The organism is Zestomonas carbonaria, from assembly GCF_904061905.1.
GTDB lineage: Bacteria > Pseudomonadota > Gammaproteobacteria > Pseudomonadales > Pseudomonadaceae > Aquipseudomonas > Aquipseudomonas carbonaria.
The window spans coordinates 76,512-93,532 of sequence record NZ_CAJFCI010000071.1 but is presented as its reverse complement, the minus strand read 5'-3'; the positions used below and the strand labels follow the sequence as shown (position 1 = coordinate 93,532).

12 protein-coding genes are annotated in these 17,021 nt (G+C 67.2%); 3 read left to right on the top strand and 9 right to left on the bottom strand.

The annotated features are described in order from the left end of the window. Positions 1-29: 29 nt before the first annotated feature. The 4 genes from PSEWESI4_RS17265 to PSEWESI4_RS17250 form a co-directional block, all read right to left on the bottom strand. A complete protein-coding gene (locus PSEWESI4_RS17265) occupies positions 30-851 on the bottom strand; it encodes an aldo/keto reductase (protein ID WP_187672452.1) in 822 nt (273 codons plus the stop codon). Next, complete coding sequence (locus PSEWESI4_RS17260) at positions 851-1,294, bottom strand: VOC family protein (RefSeq protein ID WP_187672451.1); 444 nt, start codon at positions 1,292-1,294, stop codon at positions 851-853. Before PSEWESI4_RS17260 ends, PSEWESI4_RS17265 begins: the two co-directional genes overlap by 1 nt. Beyond that, entirely contained in the window at positions 1,261-1,704 is a 444-nt protein-coding gene (locus PSEWESI4_RS17255) for a VOC family protein (protein WP_187672450.1), read from the bottom strand. Before PSEWESI4_RS17255 ends, PSEWESI4_RS17260 begins: the two co-directional genes overlap by 34 nt. Before the next feature lie 238 nt (positions 1,705-1,942). Further along, on the bottom strand, positions 1,943-2,623 hold the full coding sequence (locus PSEWESI4_RS17250; RefSeq protein ID WP_187672449.1) for a class I SAM-dependent methyltransferase: 681 nt from the start codon (positions 2,621-2,623) through the stop codon (positions 1,943-1,945). Between the two features lie 200 nt (positions 2,624-2,823). Here PSEWESI4_RS17250 and PSEWESI4_RS17245 point away from each other — a divergent pair, with 200 nt between their 5' ends. Both PSEWESI4_RS17245 and PSEWESI4_RS17240 read left to right on the top strand, forming a co-directional pair. Next, positions 2,824-5,946, top strand: coding sequence for a transglycosylase domain-containing protein (locus tag PSEWESI4_RS17245; protein WP_187672448.1), 3,123 nt, complete (start codon positions 2,824-2,826; stop codon positions 5,944-5,946). An 81-nt stretch (positions 5,947-6,027) separates the two neighbouring features. Continuing rightward, complete coding sequence (locus tag PSEWESI4_RS17240) at positions 6,028-6,933, top strand: alpha/beta hydrolase (RefSeq protein WP_187672447.1); 906 nt, start codon at positions 6,028-6,030, stop codon at positions 6,931-6,933. Positions 6,934-7,056: 123 nt separating this feature from the next. Here PSEWESI4_RS17240 and PSEWESI4_RS17235 read toward each other — a convergent pair whose 3' ends face one another. Both PSEWESI4_RS17235 and PSEWESI4_RS17230 read right to left on the bottom strand, forming a co-directional pair. Continuing rightward, complete coding sequence (locus PSEWESI4_RS17235; protein WP_187672446.1) at positions 7,057-7,362, bottom strand: DMT family transporter; 306 nt, start codon at positions 7,360-7,362, stop codon at positions 7,057-7,059. Between the two features lies 1 nt (position 7,363). Further along, positions 7,364-7,999, bottom strand: coding sequence for an FMN-dependent NADH-azoreductase (locus PSEWESI4_RS17230; RefSeq protein ID WP_187672445.1), 636 nt, complete (start codon positions 7,997-7,999; stop codon positions 7,364-7,366). A gap of 127 nt (positions 8,000-8,126) precedes the next feature. On the opposite strand from PSEWESI4_RS17230, the gene PSEWESI4_RS17225 reads away from it, so the two are divergent. Further along, positions 8,127-9,008, top strand: a complete 882-nt coding sequence (locus PSEWESI4_RS17225) for a LysR substrate-binding domain-containing protein (RefSeq protein WP_187672444.1) — start codon at positions 8,127-8,129, stop codon at positions 9,006-9,008. 293 nt (positions 9,009-9,301) lie between these two features. On the opposite strand, the gene putP is transcribed toward PSEWESI4_RS17225, so the two are convergent. The 3 genes from putP to PSEWESI4_RS17210 all read right to left on the bottom strand — a co-directional run bounded on the left by putP (position 9,302) and on the right by PSEWESI4_RS17210 (position 16,944). Continuing rightward, entirely contained in the window at positions 9,302-10,792 is a 1,491-nt protein-coding gene (gene putP / locus PSEWESI4_RS17220; protein WP_187672443.1) for a sodium/proline symporter PutP, read from the bottom strand. A gap of 222 nt (positions 10,793-11,014) precedes the next feature. Beyond that, the gene (gene putA, locus PSEWESI4_RS17215; RefSeq protein WP_187672442.1) at positions 11,015-14,182 is read right to left on the bottom strand and encodes a bifunctional proline dehydrogenase/L-glutamate gamma-semialdehyde dehydrogenase PutA; all 3,168 of its coding nucleotides are present in this window, start codon (positions 14,180-14,182) and stop codon (positions 11,015-11,017) included. Positions 14,183-14,862: 680 nt separating this feature from the next. Continuing rightward, positions 14,863-16,944 carry a TonB-dependent receptor domain-containing protein gene (locus tag PSEWESI4_RS17210; protein ID WP_187672441.1) on the bottom strand — a complete coding sequence of 694 codons (2,082 nt, stop codon included), beginning with the start codon at positions 16,942-16,944 and terminating at the stop codon, positions 14,863-14,865. Positions 16,945-17,021 lie beyond the last annotated feature (77 nt).

The following is a 17,021-nucleotide window of genomic DNA, read 5'->3' as shown; positions in this document are numbered from 1 at the left end:
ACGCGCGGCGCCCCTTGCAAAAGCGCGGGCTAGACCATCTCCAGCCGGTGCTTGCGCGTCGGCGGCGGATAGGCGGCGTCGATTCGCGCCAGGTCGGTCTCGTCCAGGCGCAGCCCGGCGGCCCCGGCGTTCTGCCGCAGGTGCTCGGCGTCGACCGCCTTGGGAATGGCGATCACCCCCGGCTGGCGCGTCGCCCAGGCCAGTGCCACCTGGGCTGGCGTGGCGCCGTGGCGTTCGGCGATCTCCAGTAAGGCCGGATGGCGCAGCAAGCGCCCGCCCTGCCCCACCGGGCAGTAGGCCATCAGCGGCATGCCGTGGCGCTGCTGCCAGGGCAGCAGGTCGAATTCGAGACCACGCGCTTCCGGGTTGTAGAGCACCTGGTTGGTGGCGCAGGCCGGCTCGCCCAGCTCTTCCAGATCGTCAACATCGAAGTTGGACACGCCCCAGCGGCGGATCTTGCCCTGCTCGCGCAGGCGCTCGAAGGCCTCGACGGTCTCCTCCAGCGGATGGGGGCCGCGCCAGTGCAGCAGGTACAGGTCGATGGTCTCGGTGCCCAGGCGCCGCAGGCTACGCTCGCAGGCGGCCGGCACGCCGCGCTGGCTGGCGTTGTGCGGGTAGACCTTGCTGACCAGGAACACCTGCTCGCGGCGCCCCTGGATCGCCTCGCCGACCACCTCCTCGGCACCGCCCTCGCCGTACATCTCCGCCGTGTCGATCAGTGTCAGGCCCAGTTCGATGCCCCGTTGCAGCGCCGCCACCTCGCGCTTGCGCTCGCCGCGCACCTCGCCCATGCGCCAGGTGCCCTGGCCGATCACCGGCACCTGTGTGCCGGCCAATTCCGTCATGCGCATCAGTCCGCCTCGTCGTCGGTTTGCCAGGGATCATAGCTGCCGAAGCTCCAGACGTGGCCCTCCGGGTCCAGGCAGGTGAAGCCGCGACCGCCGTAGTCCTCGTCCTTGATGTCGATGATCATCTCCGCGCCGGCGGCCTTGGCCCGCGCGTACAGCTCGTCGACCGCGTCGACCACCATGTACAGGCTCTGGGTGTTGCCGCCGGCCTGCTGCGGCAGGCGCATGCGCTGGCGATAGGGGTTCGGCTCCTCGCGCACCGAACCGAGCATCAGCATGCCGTTGCCGCAGCTCAGTTCGGCGTGGAGGATGCCGCCCTGCTCGTCCGGCACCACCAGGTGTTCGTGGAAGCCGAAGGTCTCGCGCAGCCAAGCGATGGCCGCCGGGGCGTCGCGGTAATGCAGGCAGGGAATCAGGTAGGCGTGGGTGTTTCTTGGAGTGGACATGCCAGGGCCTCCTCGGCGACTGAGTCATAGCCACGGTCGTTGAATTGCAGCAGGCAGAAGCCGTGGCCGAAGGGATCAGCGTAGACTGCGATGCGCCCCCAGACCTCGTCGCTGATACCCCGCTCGCGCCGCGCCCCGGCGGCCTCGGCACGGGCACAGGCGGCTTCCAGGTCATCGACCAGGAAATCCAGGTGCAGCGGCGTCCAGTGCCGGCGGAAGTCGCGGCGCGCACCGGCGCAGGGCTCACTGCCGGTCTCGCAACGCAGCAGATAGAGCGGCGCCGGCCCACCGAGCAGCTCGGCGACCTGGCCATCGAACAGCCGGCGCGCCAGGCGCAGGTCCAGGGCGCGGGTGTAGAAGTCGATGGCGGCGTCGAGATCGGGGACGTCGAGGTTGAGCAGGAAGTGCATGGGTTCTTCTCCAGCCGAAACGGTGGGGAAATCCTGATGTCCCGCCCCTCACCCTAACCCTCTCCCAAGGGGAGAGGGGACTGGTCGGTGTGGCGGGAAGACTTCGTGCCCGAACCGCAACTCGGGCAGCTCCCTCTCCCTCCGGAGCGGGGCGCGTAGCCAGGGTTGGGGTGAGGGGCGGCGTTCAACACCACACCCTATGTCCATCCCAGCCACGACGCCCCTAATTCCCCCGTCGCTACCGCCTCGCCGAATCCAGCAACAACAGCAACGACACCGGCTGCTCGCTGTCCGGGTGCAGCGGCTCCTGCATCCACTGCAGGCGCCAGCCGGTTTCGTGGAGCAGGGCCAGCCAGGACTCCAGGGTGCGGAAGAACCACGGCATCGGCTCCTGGAAGCCTTCGCCGAAGCCCTCGAACGTCTCGATCCGCCAGCCATCCTGGTAGGGGCCGGCGCCGCGCGAGCTCCAGGGGTGCAGGGTCTGGATCAGCAACGAGCCGCCGGGCACCAGCAGGCTGTGCAAGGTCTCCAGGATAGGCGCCAGCGGCTCTTCGAGCAGGGCGAAGTTGCACACCAGCAGCTCGAAACAGCCGAGCAGGTCGGCCTGGCTTTCCAGTTCGGCGTAGCCGCACACGCGGTACTGCGCCTTGCCCGCCGCGCGGGCCGCCTCGATCAGCGGTGCCGAGGCGTCGACCCCGACCGACTCGATGCCATGCGCCGCCAGGCCCCGGCACAGCCAGCCCTCGCCGCAGCCGATGTCCAGCACCCGTTGTGGCGACATGGCCAGTATCGCGCGGAGGATCGCCGCGTCGGTGACCAGGCGCCGGCTCTCGATACGCTGTTCGCGGACCGCCGCCGCCCAGGCTTCGGCATTGGCTTGCCAACTGCGCTTGAGCTGTTCGCGATGATCGTGCTGCATGGCTGCTCGACTCATGACCGGACGTACGAGGTTTGAACTGGTTCGCAACGGGGACAATACGACCTTCCGCGCAGTCTAGGCCAGCCCTTCCCCCCATACCAACCTCCCAGGCCCCGCGCCATCGCGCTCGACGGCCGCATTGCCACCACCTAAGCTGACACACAGCAGTTACTGAATGCGCAGCCAAGGCCGGGATTTACATGGGCGCACAATGGCAATCGGACACACCGCAGACGGCTGTTCCTGCGAGCAGCCTGCCCGAGATTCATTCTCCCAAATCCAAGCTCCGTCGCCGTCTCCGCCTGTATTTCTGGCTCACCCTGCTGCTGATCGTGGTCATTCTCGGCCTGGCGATCACCTATGAGCTGCGCACCGCCAGCCTGCAATCGCGGGAAATCAGCCGCTACGCCGCCACCCTCACCTACGAGCTGGAACAGGGCCCGAGCCAGGCGATCCTGTTTCCCGAGGCGGGCCCCTTCGACCTGCGCCTCGGCTATGCCCACCTGCCGCGCCTGCTCGAGCGGCTGGCCAGGCGCGACTACCTGATCCAGCAACAGGTGCAGTTTTCCCCGGCCCTGCTCGACTACGGCCAGCGCGGCTTCCACATCCCCTACCCGGAAAAGACCCAGGCCGGCCTGGACATCGCCGATTGCCGGGGCCTGCCGCTGTACGTCTTCCGCTATCCGCAACAGTTCTACCCCAGCTTCGAGAGCATCCCGCCGCTGGTGGTGAGCAGCCTGCTGTTCATCGAGAACCGCTACCTGCTGGACGAGCAGCAACCTCGGGCCAACCCGGCGGTGGACTGGCCACGCTTCGCCATGGCGGCCTGGACCCAGGTCGGCAAGCACCTCGACCTCGACGGCCAGTCCGCCGGCGGCAGCACCCTCGCCACCCAACTGGAGAAGTTCCGCCACTCCCCGGAAGGACGCACCGCCTCGGCCGGCGAGAAGCTGCAACAGATGGCTTCCGCCAGCGTGCGCGCCTACCAGCAGGGGTCGCAGTCCCTGGAGGCGCGCCGCACCATCGTGCGTGACTACCTGAACAGCGTGCCGCTCTCCGCCGCGCCGGGGCACGGCGAGATCCACGGCCTGGCCGACGGCCTGCGCATCTGGTACGGCGCCGACTTCGCCCTGGTCAACGCCACCCTCGCCCCCACCACGCCGGACGCCAACCTGGCGGCACGCGGCCTGGCGCTGCGCCAGGTACTGTCGCTGATCATCGCCCAGCGCCGCCCGTCCTATTACCTGAGCCGTGGCCGCGCCGAGCTGAACCAGTTGACCGACAGCCACCTGCGGGTGCTGGCCAACGGCGGAGTGATCGATCCGCAACTGCGCGACGCCGCGCTGGCCGCCGAGCTGCGATTCCGCGACCTGGAGCTGGAACCGGCGCTGCAACCGGTCGAGATCAACAAGGGCATCAGCGTCGCCCGCAGCCGCCTCTCGGCCATGCTCAACATGCCGCTGTACGACCTCGACCGCCTCGACCTGTCGGCCACCACCACCCTCAACGGCGAGTTGCAGGGCCAGGTCAGCGACTACCTGCGCAAACTGGCCGATCCGGCCTTCGCCGAGCAGATCGGCCTGTACGGCGAGCGCCTGCTGTCGCCGGAGAAGACCGCCGACGTGAGCTACAGCTTCACCCTGTTCGAGCGCACCAGCGACGGCGCGCGGGTGCGGGTACAGACCGACAGCACCGACCAGCCCTTCGACATCAACGAAGGCAGCAAGCTGGAACTCGGTTCCACCGCCAAGCTGCGGGTGCTCGCCACCTACCTGGAGATCATCGCCGAACTGCACGACCGCTATGCCGGGCAATCCCCCGCCGAGCTGCGCAAGGTGGAAGTCGCCGACACCGACTTCCTGACCCGCTGGGCGCTCAACTACCTGATCGCCAGCAAGGACCACGCCCTGCCGGCGATGCTCGAAGCCGCGCTGGACCGCAAATACTCGGCCAGCCCCTACGAACGCTTCTTCACCGGCGGCGGCATGCACACCTTCAGCAACTTCCGCCGCGAGGACAACGGCCGCCTGCCGCCCCTGCGCGACGCCCTGCGCGAATCGATCAACCTGCCGTTCATCCGCCTGATGCGCGACGTGGTGCGCTACAGCATCTACCAGGCGCCGCACAACAGCGCCGAACTGCTCAAGGACGACACCCACCCGCGCCGCCAGGAATACCTGGCGCTCTTCGCCGACCGCGAAGGCACGGTGTTCCTGCGCCGTTTCTGGAACAAGTACCAGGGCAAGAGCGCCGCCGACCGGCTGGACACCTTCCTCGACGGCCTGCGTCCGACCGCCACCCGCCTGGCCGCGGTGCACCGCTACCTGATGCCGGAAGTCGACGAGGAAACCTTCGGCGCCTTCATCAACGCCCACCTGCCGCACGAGAAGATCGGCCCCAAGCGCATCCACGAGCTGTACGTGAAATACGGCCCCGGCGCCTTCGACCTGCCGGACCAGGGCTACATCGCCCGCGTCCACCCGCTGGAACTCTGGCTGCTCGGCTACCTGCTGAAGAACCCGCAGGCCACCTTCCGCGACGCCGTCGCCGCCAGCGACTACGAGCGCCAGGAGGTCTACGGCTGGCTGTTCAAGAGCCGCTACCGCAGCGCCCGCGACAGCCGCATCCGCACCATGCTGGAAGTCGAGGCGTTCCTCGACATCCATCGCCGCTGGCAGCGCCTGGGCTACCCCTTCGACCACCTGGTACCGTCGCTGGCCACCGCCATCGGCAGCTCCGGCGACCGCCCGGCGGCACTCTCCGAGCTGATGGGCATCATCCAGAACGATGGCGTGCGCCTGCCCACGGTGCGCATCGACAGCCTGCACTTCGCCGCCGGCACCCCCTATGAAACACGCCTGGGCATCGACCCGGACCGGGGCGAGCGGGTCATGCCGGCGGAAGTCGCCGCCGCCCTGCGCGGGGTTCTCGGCCAGGTGGTCGAAAGCGGCACCGCGCGGCGCCTGGCCGGCAACTTCCAGCTCGCCGACGGCACGCCACTGGCGGTCGGCGGCAAGACCGGTACCGGCGACAACCGCATCGAAACCGTCACCCGTGGCGGCCACGTGCTCAGCTCGCGGGCCATGAACCGCACCGCCACCTTCGTCTTCTACCTGGGCGACCGCCACTACGGCACCCTCACCGCCTTCGTCCCGGGCCGCGCGGCGGAAGGCTTCCGCTTCACCTCGGCGCTGCCGGTCCAGGTGCTCAAGGGCATGGAGCCGATCCTGCAACCCTACCTGCAACCGGGCAGCGAAACCCTCTGCAAGCCGACGCAGCCTGCAACAAGCGGAAACCAGTTGGCGGCCCGCCGAGGCGGCTAGGGCGACGAACGCACACACCACGATGCCCGCACGACGTTAATCTGCCGGCAAACCCCATTGATCGAACGCCGGGAACCCCTCATGCCCCACGCCTGGACCCACCACCTGCGCCGCCGCTGGCTCACCCTGAGCGTGCTGGCGTGCCTGACGATCGCCCTGCCCGTCGGCTGCAGCAAGCTGGAACAGAAGGAGCGCGAGCTGGTATTCCGTATCGAGCCCGGCACCGCCCGCTGGTTCAGCGGACTGCCCCAGGGGCTCGAAGAGCGTGTGCTGGAGGCCGCGGAGTTCGTCGACGGGGAAAGCCTGCATGCCTGGTGGTGGCCGGCCGCGCGCCGCGATGCCCCCGCCCTGCTCTACCTGCATGGTTCGCGCTGGAACCTCACCGGCCAGTTGTTCCGCATCGAACAACTGCACGCCCTGGGTTTCTCGGTGCTGGCCATCGACTATCGCGGTTTCGGCCAGAGCTCCGGCGAGCTGCCGTCGGAAACCAGCGTCTACGAGGACGCACGGATCGCCTGGCGGCACCTGGCCGAATTGCAGCCGAACGCCCACAAGCGCTTCATCTACGGCCATTCGCTGGGTGGCGCGGTGGCCGTGCAACTGGCCGAGGAACTGCATAACGCGCCGCGGCAGGCACAGGCCGGCGGGCTGATCATCGAGTCCACCTTCACCAGCCTGGCCGACGTCGCCGATGCGATGACCAGGACCCCGCTGTCGCTGCGCTGGCTGCTGTCGCAGAAGTTCGACTCTCTGAGCAAGATCGGCCAGGTCGGCGTGCCGGTGCTGATCGCCCACGGCACCGACGACCGCTACGTGCCGTCGCGCTTCAGCGAAGAGTTGTTCGCGGCGGCGAGCGAGCCCAAGCAATTGCTGCTGATCGAAGGCGGCACCCACAACAACAGCCTGCGCATGGGCCGCAGCGAATACCTGCGGGCGATGCAGGCGCTGTTCCAGGCGCCGGCGGGGATCAGTATCGGGTTCAACTGAGTTGCAGAGCGTTCGTTAATTGGATTACTCGCTTTGCTCGCCCTTCGGGTCGCCCTGAAGGGCGTTCGGTGCAAGCACCGTCCCGCGTTCGCGGGAATCCAGAAAACAGCCCGCCATCCCTGGCTACTTCAGCCCCACCACCCCGGCGACGATGAGCACCACTGACAGCAGCTTGGTCGCGGTCAGTGCCTCGCCGAGCAACAGCACGCCGAGCAGTACGGTGCCCAGGGTGCCGATGGCGGTCCAGATCGGGTAGGCGACGCTGACCGGCAGATCGCGCATCGCCAGGGTCAGTAGCCAGATGCCGGCCACCGCGGCGACCACCACCAGCGCGCTGGGCAGCGGCCGGGTGAAGCCGTCGGCGTACTTCATGCTCATCGCGAACAGCACCTCGAAGGCCGCCGCCAGCATCAGGAACAGCCAGGCCATCTCAGAAGCTCCCGGCCAGTTCTGCCAGCGCCCGCTCCGCCCGGCCATAGGAGTCGGCGAAGGACTGTCCGCCGTACTCGTCGTCCTCCACGGCGATCACCGTGACATCCTCGATGCCGATGAAGCCCAGCACCGTGCGCAGGTAGGTGTCGGCGTGATTGCGGTGGGCGTTGATCGCCCCCGGTCCGTAGCCGTGGTCGCCCCGGGTGGTGACGATCAGCGCCTTCTTGCCGAGCACGCGGGGCCGGTAGGGGTTCGCGTGGTCTTCCGGGTCGAAGTCGAAGGTCCTCCCGATACGCACCACCTGGTCGATCCAGGCCTTCAGGCCGCTGGGCACGCCGAAGTTGTACATGGGCGTGGCGATCACCAGGCGGTCGGCGGTGAACAGTTCTCCGATCAGGCTTTCGCTCAGCGCCAGGTCGGCCTGCATCCGCGCATCGCGCTGCTCTGCCGGATGGAAGGCCGCGGCGATCCACGCTTCGCTGACCGGCGGGATCTGCGCCCGCCCGACCTCGCGGCGAACCACGTCTCGGCCTGCCGCGCTGTCCTGCCAGGCGGACAGGAAGGACTCCAGCAAACGCCGCGAATGGGAACGTTCGCCACGCGGGCTGCCTTGAATAGCAAGAATCTGGCTCATCTCTTTTTCCCCTTTCGATAAGTGTTTCGTTAGGCATGAACACAGGAGCTAAGCTATTCAGGCCCGCCATGGCGGACAACTGAGGATTAGTTCACCAGGATGAATTCAACTCATCCATGGAGCCGACATGTTCGCCAACCTACCACTCACCGCGCTGCGCACCTTCGAATCCGCCGCGCGGCTGTCCAGCTTCAAGGCGGCGGCCGAGGAACTGGCCGTCACACCCACCGCCGTGTCGCACCAGATCCGCAGCCTGGAAAGCTGGCTCGGCGTGCCGCTGTTCGAGCGCCTGCCGCGCAGCGTGCGGCTGACCGCATGTGGCCAGCGGCTGTTCGACAGCCTGCACGGCGCACTGCTGGACGTGACCCAGACCCTCGACCAGCTACGCCCGCAACGCAGTGCCGGCAACCTGACCCTGACCACCACGCCGGCCTTCGCCGCGCTCTGGCTGATCCCGCGCCTGGGCCGCTTCTACGCCGAGTACCCGGAGATCAACCTGCGCCTGGACGCCAGCACCGGCCTGGTCGACCTGCACCAGGACGCCAGCGTCGACCTGGCGATCCGTTACGGCATCGAGACCTACCCGTCCCTGCACAGCCAGTGCCTGCTCAACGAATGCTTCGCGGTCTACGGCTCGCCGGCGCTGGTGACCGGGCTGGGCGACGCGATACCGACCCTGATCACCCTGCGCTGGCGCAGCTCGGGGCTCTACGCCCTGGGATGGCAGGCCTGGTGCGCGGCGGCGGGCACCGAGCATTGGCTGAACGAGGCACCGCAGCGCGAATACGACGAGGAGCACTACGCCCTGCAAGCGGCCATCGGCGGCCAGGGGCTGGTGCTGGCCAGTTCGATCCTGGTTTCGGAAAGCGTCGCCAGCGGCCTGCTGGTCCAGTACCGGCCGGAGATCAACGTGCCCGGCGCGGGCTATTCGATGCTCTGCGTACCGGGCCGCGAGCGGCATCCGCCGGTGAAGGCGTTCTTCGGCTGGTTGGCGCGGGAGGTGGGTTGAACAGTGCGCCAGCCGCTCTCGTAGGGTGCGCCGCGTGTTCAGCCGGGAGCAGTCCGTAGGATGGGTGAAACCCATCGCCGCCCTGATGGGTTGCCACCCATCCTACGTGGTAGCCCGGATGCAATCCGGGAAGCGGACTGAAAAACGGGCGAAAAAAAACCGGCCCAGGGGGCCGGTTGAAGCACATCGGGTCGCGGGGAGAGCCCCGGGATCCGGGTATGAACGAACCCGATCCCAGGCCGTTGGCGGTGGCGCGACCACACCACCGCTACGGTTGAAGCCATGGAGCGCACTCAGATGTGCGCGTCCTGGTATTCCTTCTCGGCTTCGTCGAACTTCTCGATCATGGTCTTGCTCGGACCCTTGCCGACGTTGCTGAAGATCAGGATGGCGAGGGTAGCGAGGATGAAGCCCGGGATGATCTCGTACAGGCCGAGACCGATGAACTCCTTCCACACCACCACGGTCACCGCGCCGACCACCATGCCGGCCAGGGCGCCGTTGCGGGTCATGCCTTTCCACACCAGGGAGAGGATCACCACCGGACCGAAGGCGGCACCGAAGCCGGCCCAGGCGTAGGCCACCAGGCCGAGCACCTTGCTATCCGGGTTGTAGGCGATGCCGATGGCGACCAGGGCGATCAACAGCACCATCACGCGGCCGACCCAGACCAGTTCCTTCTGCGAAGCGTTCTTGCGCAGGAAGGCCTTGTAGAAGTCCTCGGTCAGCGCGCTGGAGCAGACCAGCAACTGGCAGCTCAGGGTGCTCATCACGGCGGCAAGGATGCCCGACAGCACCACACCGGCGACCCACGGGTTGAAGAGGATCTTGGTCAGCTCGATGAACACGCGCTCGCCGTTCTGGGTTACCGGCCCGGCCAGCTCGGGGTTGTTGCTGAAGTAGGCGATGCCGAAGAAGCCTGCCGACACGGCGCCGGCCAGGCAGAGCACCATCCAGGTCATGCCGATGCGGCGTGCCGCCGGGATCGACTTCACCGAGTCGGCCGCCATGAAGCGCACCAGGATGTGCGGCTGGCCGAAGTAGCCCAGGCCCCAGCCCATCAGGGAGATGATGGCGATGAAGGACAGGTTGCGGAACATGTCGAAGTTGGCCGGGTTGGCCTGTTCGATGGTGACCATCGCCGCGTCGAAGTTGCCCAGGGCGAGGATCACGAACACCGGGGTGATCAGCAGGGCGAACAGCATCATGGCCGCCTGCACGGTGTCGGTCCAGCTAACGGCCAGGAAGCCGCCGACGAACACGTAGAGGATGGTGGCCGCGGCGCCGACCCACAGGGCGGTGTCGTAGGACATGCCGAAGGTGCTTTCGAACAGGCGCGCGCCCGCCACGATGCCGGAGGCGCAGTAGATGGTGAAGAACACCAGGATCACCAGCGCGGAGAAGATCCGCAGCAGGCGGCTGTTGTCCTCGAAACGGTTGGTGAAGTAATCCGGCAGGGTCAGTGCGTTGCCGTTGTGCTCGGTCTGCACGCGCAGACGGCCGGCGACGAACAGCCAGTTGAGGTAAGCCCCGATGATCAGGCCGATGGCGATCCAGCTCTCGGAAATGCCGGCGACGAAGATCGCACCGGGCAGGCCCATCAGCAGCCAGCCGCTCATGTCCGAGGCACCGGCGGAGAGCGCGGTGACCACGCTGCCGAGGCTACGGCCGCCGAGGATGTAGTCGGAGAAGTTCTTGGTGGCGCGGTAGGCGACGAAGCCGATCAGCACCATGGCCAGGATATAGACCACGAACGTGATCAATGTAGGGTTGCTTGCACTCATTCTGGGGGGTTCCCCTGTGGTTTGTTTTTATGCGGCAGCGAAGGGTCGCACGCTGCGCGGTGGCAGATTGACGGACGCTCGTGGCATCCGCCGGTTTCGGCGCCAGGGGGCCGGAGCATGGGCTCCCGAATACAGCCCCCGACTGGAACACCGGTGACGGGATTTACGTCCCATCGATGCGAAAACGGGCGGCGCCCCTCTCGGCCGCCGCCCGTCTCCGTGTTACTCCGCTTCGCCCAGGGACAGCAGCGAGGCGTTACCACCCACCGCGGTGGTGTTCACCGAGGTGGTGCGTTCGTTGGCGAAGCGCAGCAGGTAGCTCGGTCCGCCGGCTTTCGGGCCGGTGCCGGACAGGCCGCAGCCGCCGAACGGCTGGACACCGACCACCGCGCCGATCTGGTTGCGGTTGACGTACAGGTTGCCGACCCGAGCCAGTTCCTCGATGCGCTTGGCGGTCTCCTCGTTGCGGCTGTGCACACCGAGGGTCAGGCCGTAGCCGGTGGCGTTGATGGCCGCGACCACCTTCTCCAGGTCGGCGGCCTGGTAGCGCACCAGGTGCAGGATCGGACCGAAGTTTTCCTTCTTCAGCTCGTGGATGCCAGCGATTTCGAACGCCACCGGGGCGACGAAGTGGCCGTCCAGGCCTTCCGGCAGCTTGGCTTCGGCGATCAGCTTGCCTTCGGCCTTGAGCTGGGCGACGTGCGCCAGCAGGCCCTGGCGGGCTTCGTCGTCGATCACCGGACCGACGTCGCTTTCGCGCAGGTGGGTCGGGCCGACCTTCAGCTCGGCCATGGCGCCCTTGAGCAGATCGATGACCCGCTCGGCGATGTCGGCCTGCACGTACAGCACGCGCAGCGCCGAGCAGCGCTGGCCGGCGCTGGTGAAGGCGGAAGCCACGGCATCCTTGATCACCTGCTCGGGCAGCGCGGTAGAGTCGACGATCATGGCGTTCTGGCCGCCGGTCTCGGCGATCAGCGCGGCGATCGGACCTTCCTTCTCGGCCAGTTGGCGGTTGATGATGCGCGCGGTGTCGGTGGAACCGGTGAAGCACACGCCAGCGATGCGGGCGTCGCGGCAGAACACGCCGCCGAGGGTGGCGCCGTCGCCCGGCAGGAAGGCGATCACGTCCTGCGGCAGGCCGGCTTCGAACATCAGTTCCAGGGCGCGCGCGGCGATCAGGCTGGTCTGCTCGGCCGGCTTGGCCAGCACGCAGTTACCGGCGACCAGCGCGGCGCTGATCTGGCCCAGGTAGATGGCCAGCGGGAAGTTCCACGGGCTGACGCAGGCGAAGATGCCGCGGCCTTCGTGGAACAGCTCGTTGCGCTCGCCGGTCGGGCCTTGCAGCTCCTCGCGGCCGAGGCGCAGGCGAGCCTGCTGGGCGTAGTAGCGGCAGAAGTCGACCGCTTCGCGGACTTCGTCGATGCCATCCTGCAGGGACTTGCCGGCCTCCAGGGTGCACAGCGCCATCAGCTCGGCGCGATTGGCTTCCAGCAGGTCGGCGATGCGCTCGAGGATCGCGGCGCGGGCGTCGACCGGCGTGGCGTTCCAGCGCGGCCAGGCGGCGGCCAGAGCGTCGATGGCCTGCCTGGCCTGCTCGGCGCTGGCGAACTGCGCGGTACCGACCTGCTTGCTCAGTTCGAACGGGCAGCGGACCTCATGGGCTTCGCCGGACAGTTTCTTGCCATCGATCACCGGCGCGGCCTGCCATTGACGGGCGAGATGCGGCTGGTAGGCGGCGGAGAGTTCGTTCCACTGGTTCTGGATGTTCATGTTGATGCCTTGGGAGTTCTTCCGCGCCGCACCGAACAGTTGCGAAGGGAGCGCGATTTTGTCATTGCCGAGGGTTTTGAACTTACGCAGTTGCGTCACCGGATGATCGATAAGTGACTCCACCGGTACGCTCGGGTCGACCAACTGGTGGACGAACGAGGAGTTGGCGCCGTTCTCCAGCAGGCGGCGCACCAGGTACGGCAGCAGGTCCTTGTGGGCACCGACCGGGGCGTAGATGCGCACGGTCTTGCCATGCTTCTCGAGCACGGTGTCGTACAGCGCGTCGCCCATGCCGTGCAGGCGCTGGAACTCGAACTCACGGTCGCCGGCCATGCCCAGGATGCAGGTCACGGTGTGCGCGTTGTGGCTGGCGAACTGCGGGTAGATCACCCCACGGGTGAATTCCGAGAGCAGGAAGCGCGCACAGGCCAGGTAGGAGGTGTCGGTGCCTTCCTTGCGGGTGAACACCGGGTAGCCGTCCAGGCCCTGGACCTGGCACTGCTTGATCTCGCTGTCCCAGTAGGCGCCCTTGACCAGGCGCAGCGGCATCTTCGCGCCCAGCTCCTTGCCCAGCAGGGTCAGCCACACCAGCACCGGCAGGCAGCGCTTGGAATAAGCCTGCACCACCAGGCCGAACTCGCCCCAACCGGCGATGGCCGGGTCGCGCATCAGCTTCTCGAACAGCTCGAGGGACAGCTCCAGGCGGTCGGCTTCCTCGGCATCGACGGAGATGCCGACGTTCAGCTTGCGGGCGCGGATCGCCAGTTCGCGGACGTTGGCGAACAGCTCGGTCAGCACGCGCTCGCGCTGCGCCACTTCATAACGCGGATGCAGGGCGGACAACTTGATCGAGATGGACGGGCGCGGACCGGGACCGACCTGCGGCTCGGCGCCGACGGTGTCGATGGCCTTGCGGTAGTCGGCCATGTACTTCTCGGCGTCGTCGGCGGTCAGCGCCGCCTCGCCGAGCATGTCGAAGGAATAGGTGTAGCCCTGTTCGCGGCACGGACGGCCGTTCTTCAGGGCTTCGCCGATGGTGCGGCCAAGCACGAACTGCTTGCCCATCAGCTTCATGGCCTGGTTCATCGCGGCGCGGATCACCGGCTCGCCGGAACGCCGGATCAGCTTGCCGAGCACGTTCTTCGGACGGCCATCGGCGGTTTCCGGGTCGACCACCTTGCCGGTCATCACTAGGCCCCAGGCGGCGAAGTTGACCAGCACGTTGTCGCTCTTGCCGAGGTGGCGCTCCCACTCGGCGGCATTCAGCTTGTCGCGGATCAGCGCGTCGGCGGTGGCGGCGTCCGGCACACGCAGCAGTGCCTCGGCGAGGCACATCAGCATCAGCCCTTCCTGGGTGTCGAGGCTGTACTGGCGAAGAAGGGCGTCGAGGGTATCGACGGCATTGTCCCGGCCGCGCACCTGTTCGATCAGGGCGCGGGCGTCGCGGCGGATAGCCTCGACGCCCTGTTCACCGGGGTCGGCGAGCTGCAGGAGCTCTTGGAGATAGGCGGCTTCATCAACGTCATAGTTGGCGCTGATCTGGGGGAAGAAATCGGCCGCCTTTTGGGACGAGATCCTGGTAAGGAACTCGTCCTGCAAGACGTGACTGGCTTTGAACATCACGCCCATCCTCTTGTGGAGTCCGTTTGTTATGGGTCTAGCGCAGGAACTCCAAGCGAACCAATAACCGTTCGCTCTAGCGGAAATAGCCGTGCGCGGGGATGGCGGAATTTAGTGGCAGTCGCGTGACAGCTTCTTGCCGGAAGCTATGGAGTTTTTACAAAAAGCTACGGCGGAGGCTGGAGGCTGGAGGCTGGAGGCTGGAGGCTGGAGGCTGGAGGCTGGAGGCTGGAGGCTGGAGGCTGGAGGCTGGAGGCTGGAGGCTGGAGGCTGGACAACGTTCCGGCCACGTACCTTCTACGTCAACCCCTTTTCGCGGCCATGGAACTGGGCGTCCCCGCCGATCCTACAGTTCCAGCCTCGATGCCGGCCTGTAGGAGCGCGCCATGCGCGCGATCACCGGCAACGCAAAAGCATCGCCAGCAAGCTGGCTCCTACAACAGCGAACGAGTAGCCCGGATGAAATCCGGGCTACGTAGCTGTTTATTGGATCCCCGCGTTCGCGGGGATGACGGTTCGGCTGGGGCCCAACACGCAGGGTGCGCCGTGCGCACCGATCCGGAGCCAACACCTACGCTTCCGGCGCACCCCCTGCTCATACCAGGGTAAACGGCGCACCCTACGGGCCGGCTTTTTCGTCCAGCTTCCAGCCTCCAGCGCTCTTGACCGGCTTTTCCCCCTCAGAAGCTCAAACGAACCCCCACGCTGAGATTGCGCCCAGGCAGCAGCACTTCGTCCTTGATGAAGGAGGTGTGCTCGCGGGCCTTGGCGTCCAGCAGGTTGTCGCCGCGCAGGTAGAGCAGGTAGTCCGTCTGGCCGAGGCTGCCGTGATAGCCCAGGCTGGCGCCGAGCATGTTGTAGCCGCCCGTGTCGGTTTCGTAGTCGGCGACATCGTCCTGCCGCTGTACCCGATAGAACTCCAGTTGGCCATCGAGCGCCGCGGTGAAGGCCTGTTCCAGGCGTACGCCCAGGCGGTCGGCGGGGATGCGAGGCAAGTCGCCACCACCATGGCGCAACTTGCCGCGCACGTGGTCGCCGAACAGGGTCAGGGCGAAGGCATCGGTGGCCTGGAAGCGCACCTCACCCTCGGCGCCGGTGAGCACCGCGTCGTGCTGGCGGTACTCGATCTCGCGGTAGCCGGCACCCGGGCTGTGGCCGGTGTCAGCAGCGTAGATGAAGTCGTCCACCTGGTTGCGGAACAGGGTCAGGCTGAAGGTCGTCCGCCCGGCGAACTTGCGCAGGGTCACGTCGGCGTTGTAGGCGGTTTCCTCGTCGAGGTCGGGGTTGCCCAGTTCGATGGTCCGGGTGGCCGCGTGCGGACCGTTGGCATACAGCTCCTCGGCGGTCGGCAGGCGCTGCGAGCGGGACAGCGAGAAGCCCAGGGAGTACTCCGGGGCGAAGGTCCACACCGCGCCGGCGGAAATCGAGGTGCCCTTGTGATCGGTGTCCGGCTGGCCGCCGTCGACATCGATGTCCTGCCATTCGTGGCGCAGCCCCAGCTCGTAGCGCCAGTCGTCCAGGGTGTATTCCTCGAGCAGGAACAGCGCGTGGTCGCGGGTCAGGGTCGGCGGCACGTAGGCCTCTTCGCCCAGCGCCTCGAAGTCGCGGCGCGAGGTCTGCCCACCGAGTATCCCGCGCCAGCCGAACAGCGGCTCGTGGGTCAGTTCGATGCGCCCGTCGGTGGCCTTGTTCTTGAACGTGGTGGCGGCGATGCCCTCCTCCATCTCGCGGTGTTCGTAGTCGCTGTGGCCGACCCGCAGGCGCGCGCTCTCGAAGCCGGCGAACGGGTCGCTCAACTCGCCGCGCAGGTCCCAGCGCTTCTGGTCCATGTCGATGTAGGGGACGCCTTCGGCATGCGCCTCCTCATGGCCATGATCGTCATGGTCATCGTCGTGGTCGTCATCATGGCCGCCATGGTCGTGCTCATCCGAGCAATGCCAGTCCGCCGGGCCGTGGGTATGGCAATCGGCGTGCGAGTGGCCGAGCAAACCATAGCGGTTCTTCTGCCGGGTGAAAGCCAGTCCGAGGTAGCCGCGCTCGCCGATCCAACTGCCGCCGAGGGTGCCGGTCTCGGTATCGTTGTAGGAGCCGGCCTGCTTGTCCGAGCGCGGATCGCCCTCAGCCCCCGGAATCTCGTATTCGTCGGCGTTTCGCTTCAGGCCCTCGACCCGGACCGCGAAGTTGCCGGCGCCGGCGGTGATGCCGAACAGGCCGGTACTTTCGTCCGCCACGCTGTTGCCGCGCCACTCGATTTCTCCTTCGTAGCCCTTCTCGGGCACATGGGTCGGCACCTTCTTGTCGATCACGTTGACCACCCCGCCAATCGCTCCACCGCCATAGAGCAGGGTCGCCGGGCCTTTCAGCACCTCGATGCGCTCGGCCAGCATGGGTTCGCTGGTCACCGCATGGTCCGGGCTGACGGTCGAGGCATCCATCACATCGGCGCCATCGGAGAGGACTTTCACCCGCGCGCCGTCCAGCCCGCGAATCACCGGCCGGCTGGCGCCGGCGCCGAAGGAACTGCCGCGCACGCCCGGCAGCGTTTCCAGGGTGCCTCCCAGGGTTGCCTGGCGGCGCTTGATCAGCTCATCCCCCTCCAGCACCGCGGCCGGCGTGGTCATTCGATCGGCCGAATGCGCCAGCGGGCTGGCGCTGATCACGCTGGATTCCAGTTCGACAGGGTCGCTGTCGGCGACGGCGGGAATGGCTGGCGCCAGGGCAGCCGCGACGGCCCAGGCCAGGGGATGGCGAATCAACCTCATGGAAACCTCACAAACAGATGAAGTGGCGCGCCGGAAGACGCGCGCGTTGGCAGGCTCGAGCTTTCCAGCTCGATTAG

Coding starts and splice junctions, on each gene's coding strand:
- PSEWESI4_RS17265 (WP_187672452.1), bottom strand. CDS start 851: ATGCGCATGACGGAATTGGCCGGCACACAGGTGCCGGTGATCGGCCAG.
- PSEWESI4_RS17235 (WP_187672446.1), bottom strand. CDS start 7,362: ATGGCCTGGCTGTTCCTGATGCTGGCGGCGGCCTTCGAGGTGCTGTTC.
- PSEWESI4_RS17245 (WP_187672448.1), top strand. CDS start 2,824: ATGGGCGCACAATGGCAATCGGACACACCGCAGACGGCTGTTCCTGCG.
- putP (WP_187672443.1), bottom strand. CDS start 10,792: ATGAGTGCAAGCAACCCTACATTGATCACGTTCGTGGTCTATATCCTG.
- PSEWESI4_RS17230 (WP_187672445.1), bottom strand. CDS start 7,999: ATGAGCCAGATTCTTGCTATTCAAGGCAGCCCGCGTGGCGAACGTTCC.
- PSEWESI4_RS17225 (WP_187672444.1), top strand. CDS start 8,127: ATGTTCGCCAACCTACCACTCACCGCGCTGCGCACCTTCGAATCCGCC.
- PSEWESI4_RS17255 (WP_187672450.1), bottom strand. CDS start 1,704: ATGCACTTCCTGCTCAACCTCGACGTCCCCGATCTCGACGCCGCCATC.
- putA (WP_187672442.1), bottom strand. CDS start 14,182: ATGTTCAAAGCCAGTCACGTCTTGCAGGACGAGTTCCTTACCAGGATC.
- PSEWESI4_RS17250 (WP_187672449.1), bottom strand. CDS start 2,623: ATGCAGCACGATCATCGCGAACAGCTCAAGCGCAGTTGGCAAGCCAAT.
- PSEWESI4_RS17260 (WP_187672451.1), bottom strand. CDS start 1,294: ATGTCCACTCCAAGAAACACCCACGCCTACCTGATTCCCTGCCTGCAT.
- PSEWESI4_RS17210 (WP_187672441.1), bottom strand. CDS start 16,944: ATGAGGTTGATTCGCCATCCCCTGGCCTGGGCCGTCGCGGCTGCCCTG.
- PSEWESI4_RS17240 (WP_187672447.1), top strand. CDS start 6,028: ATGCCCCACGCCTGGACCCACCACCTGCGCCGCCGCTGGCTCACCCTG.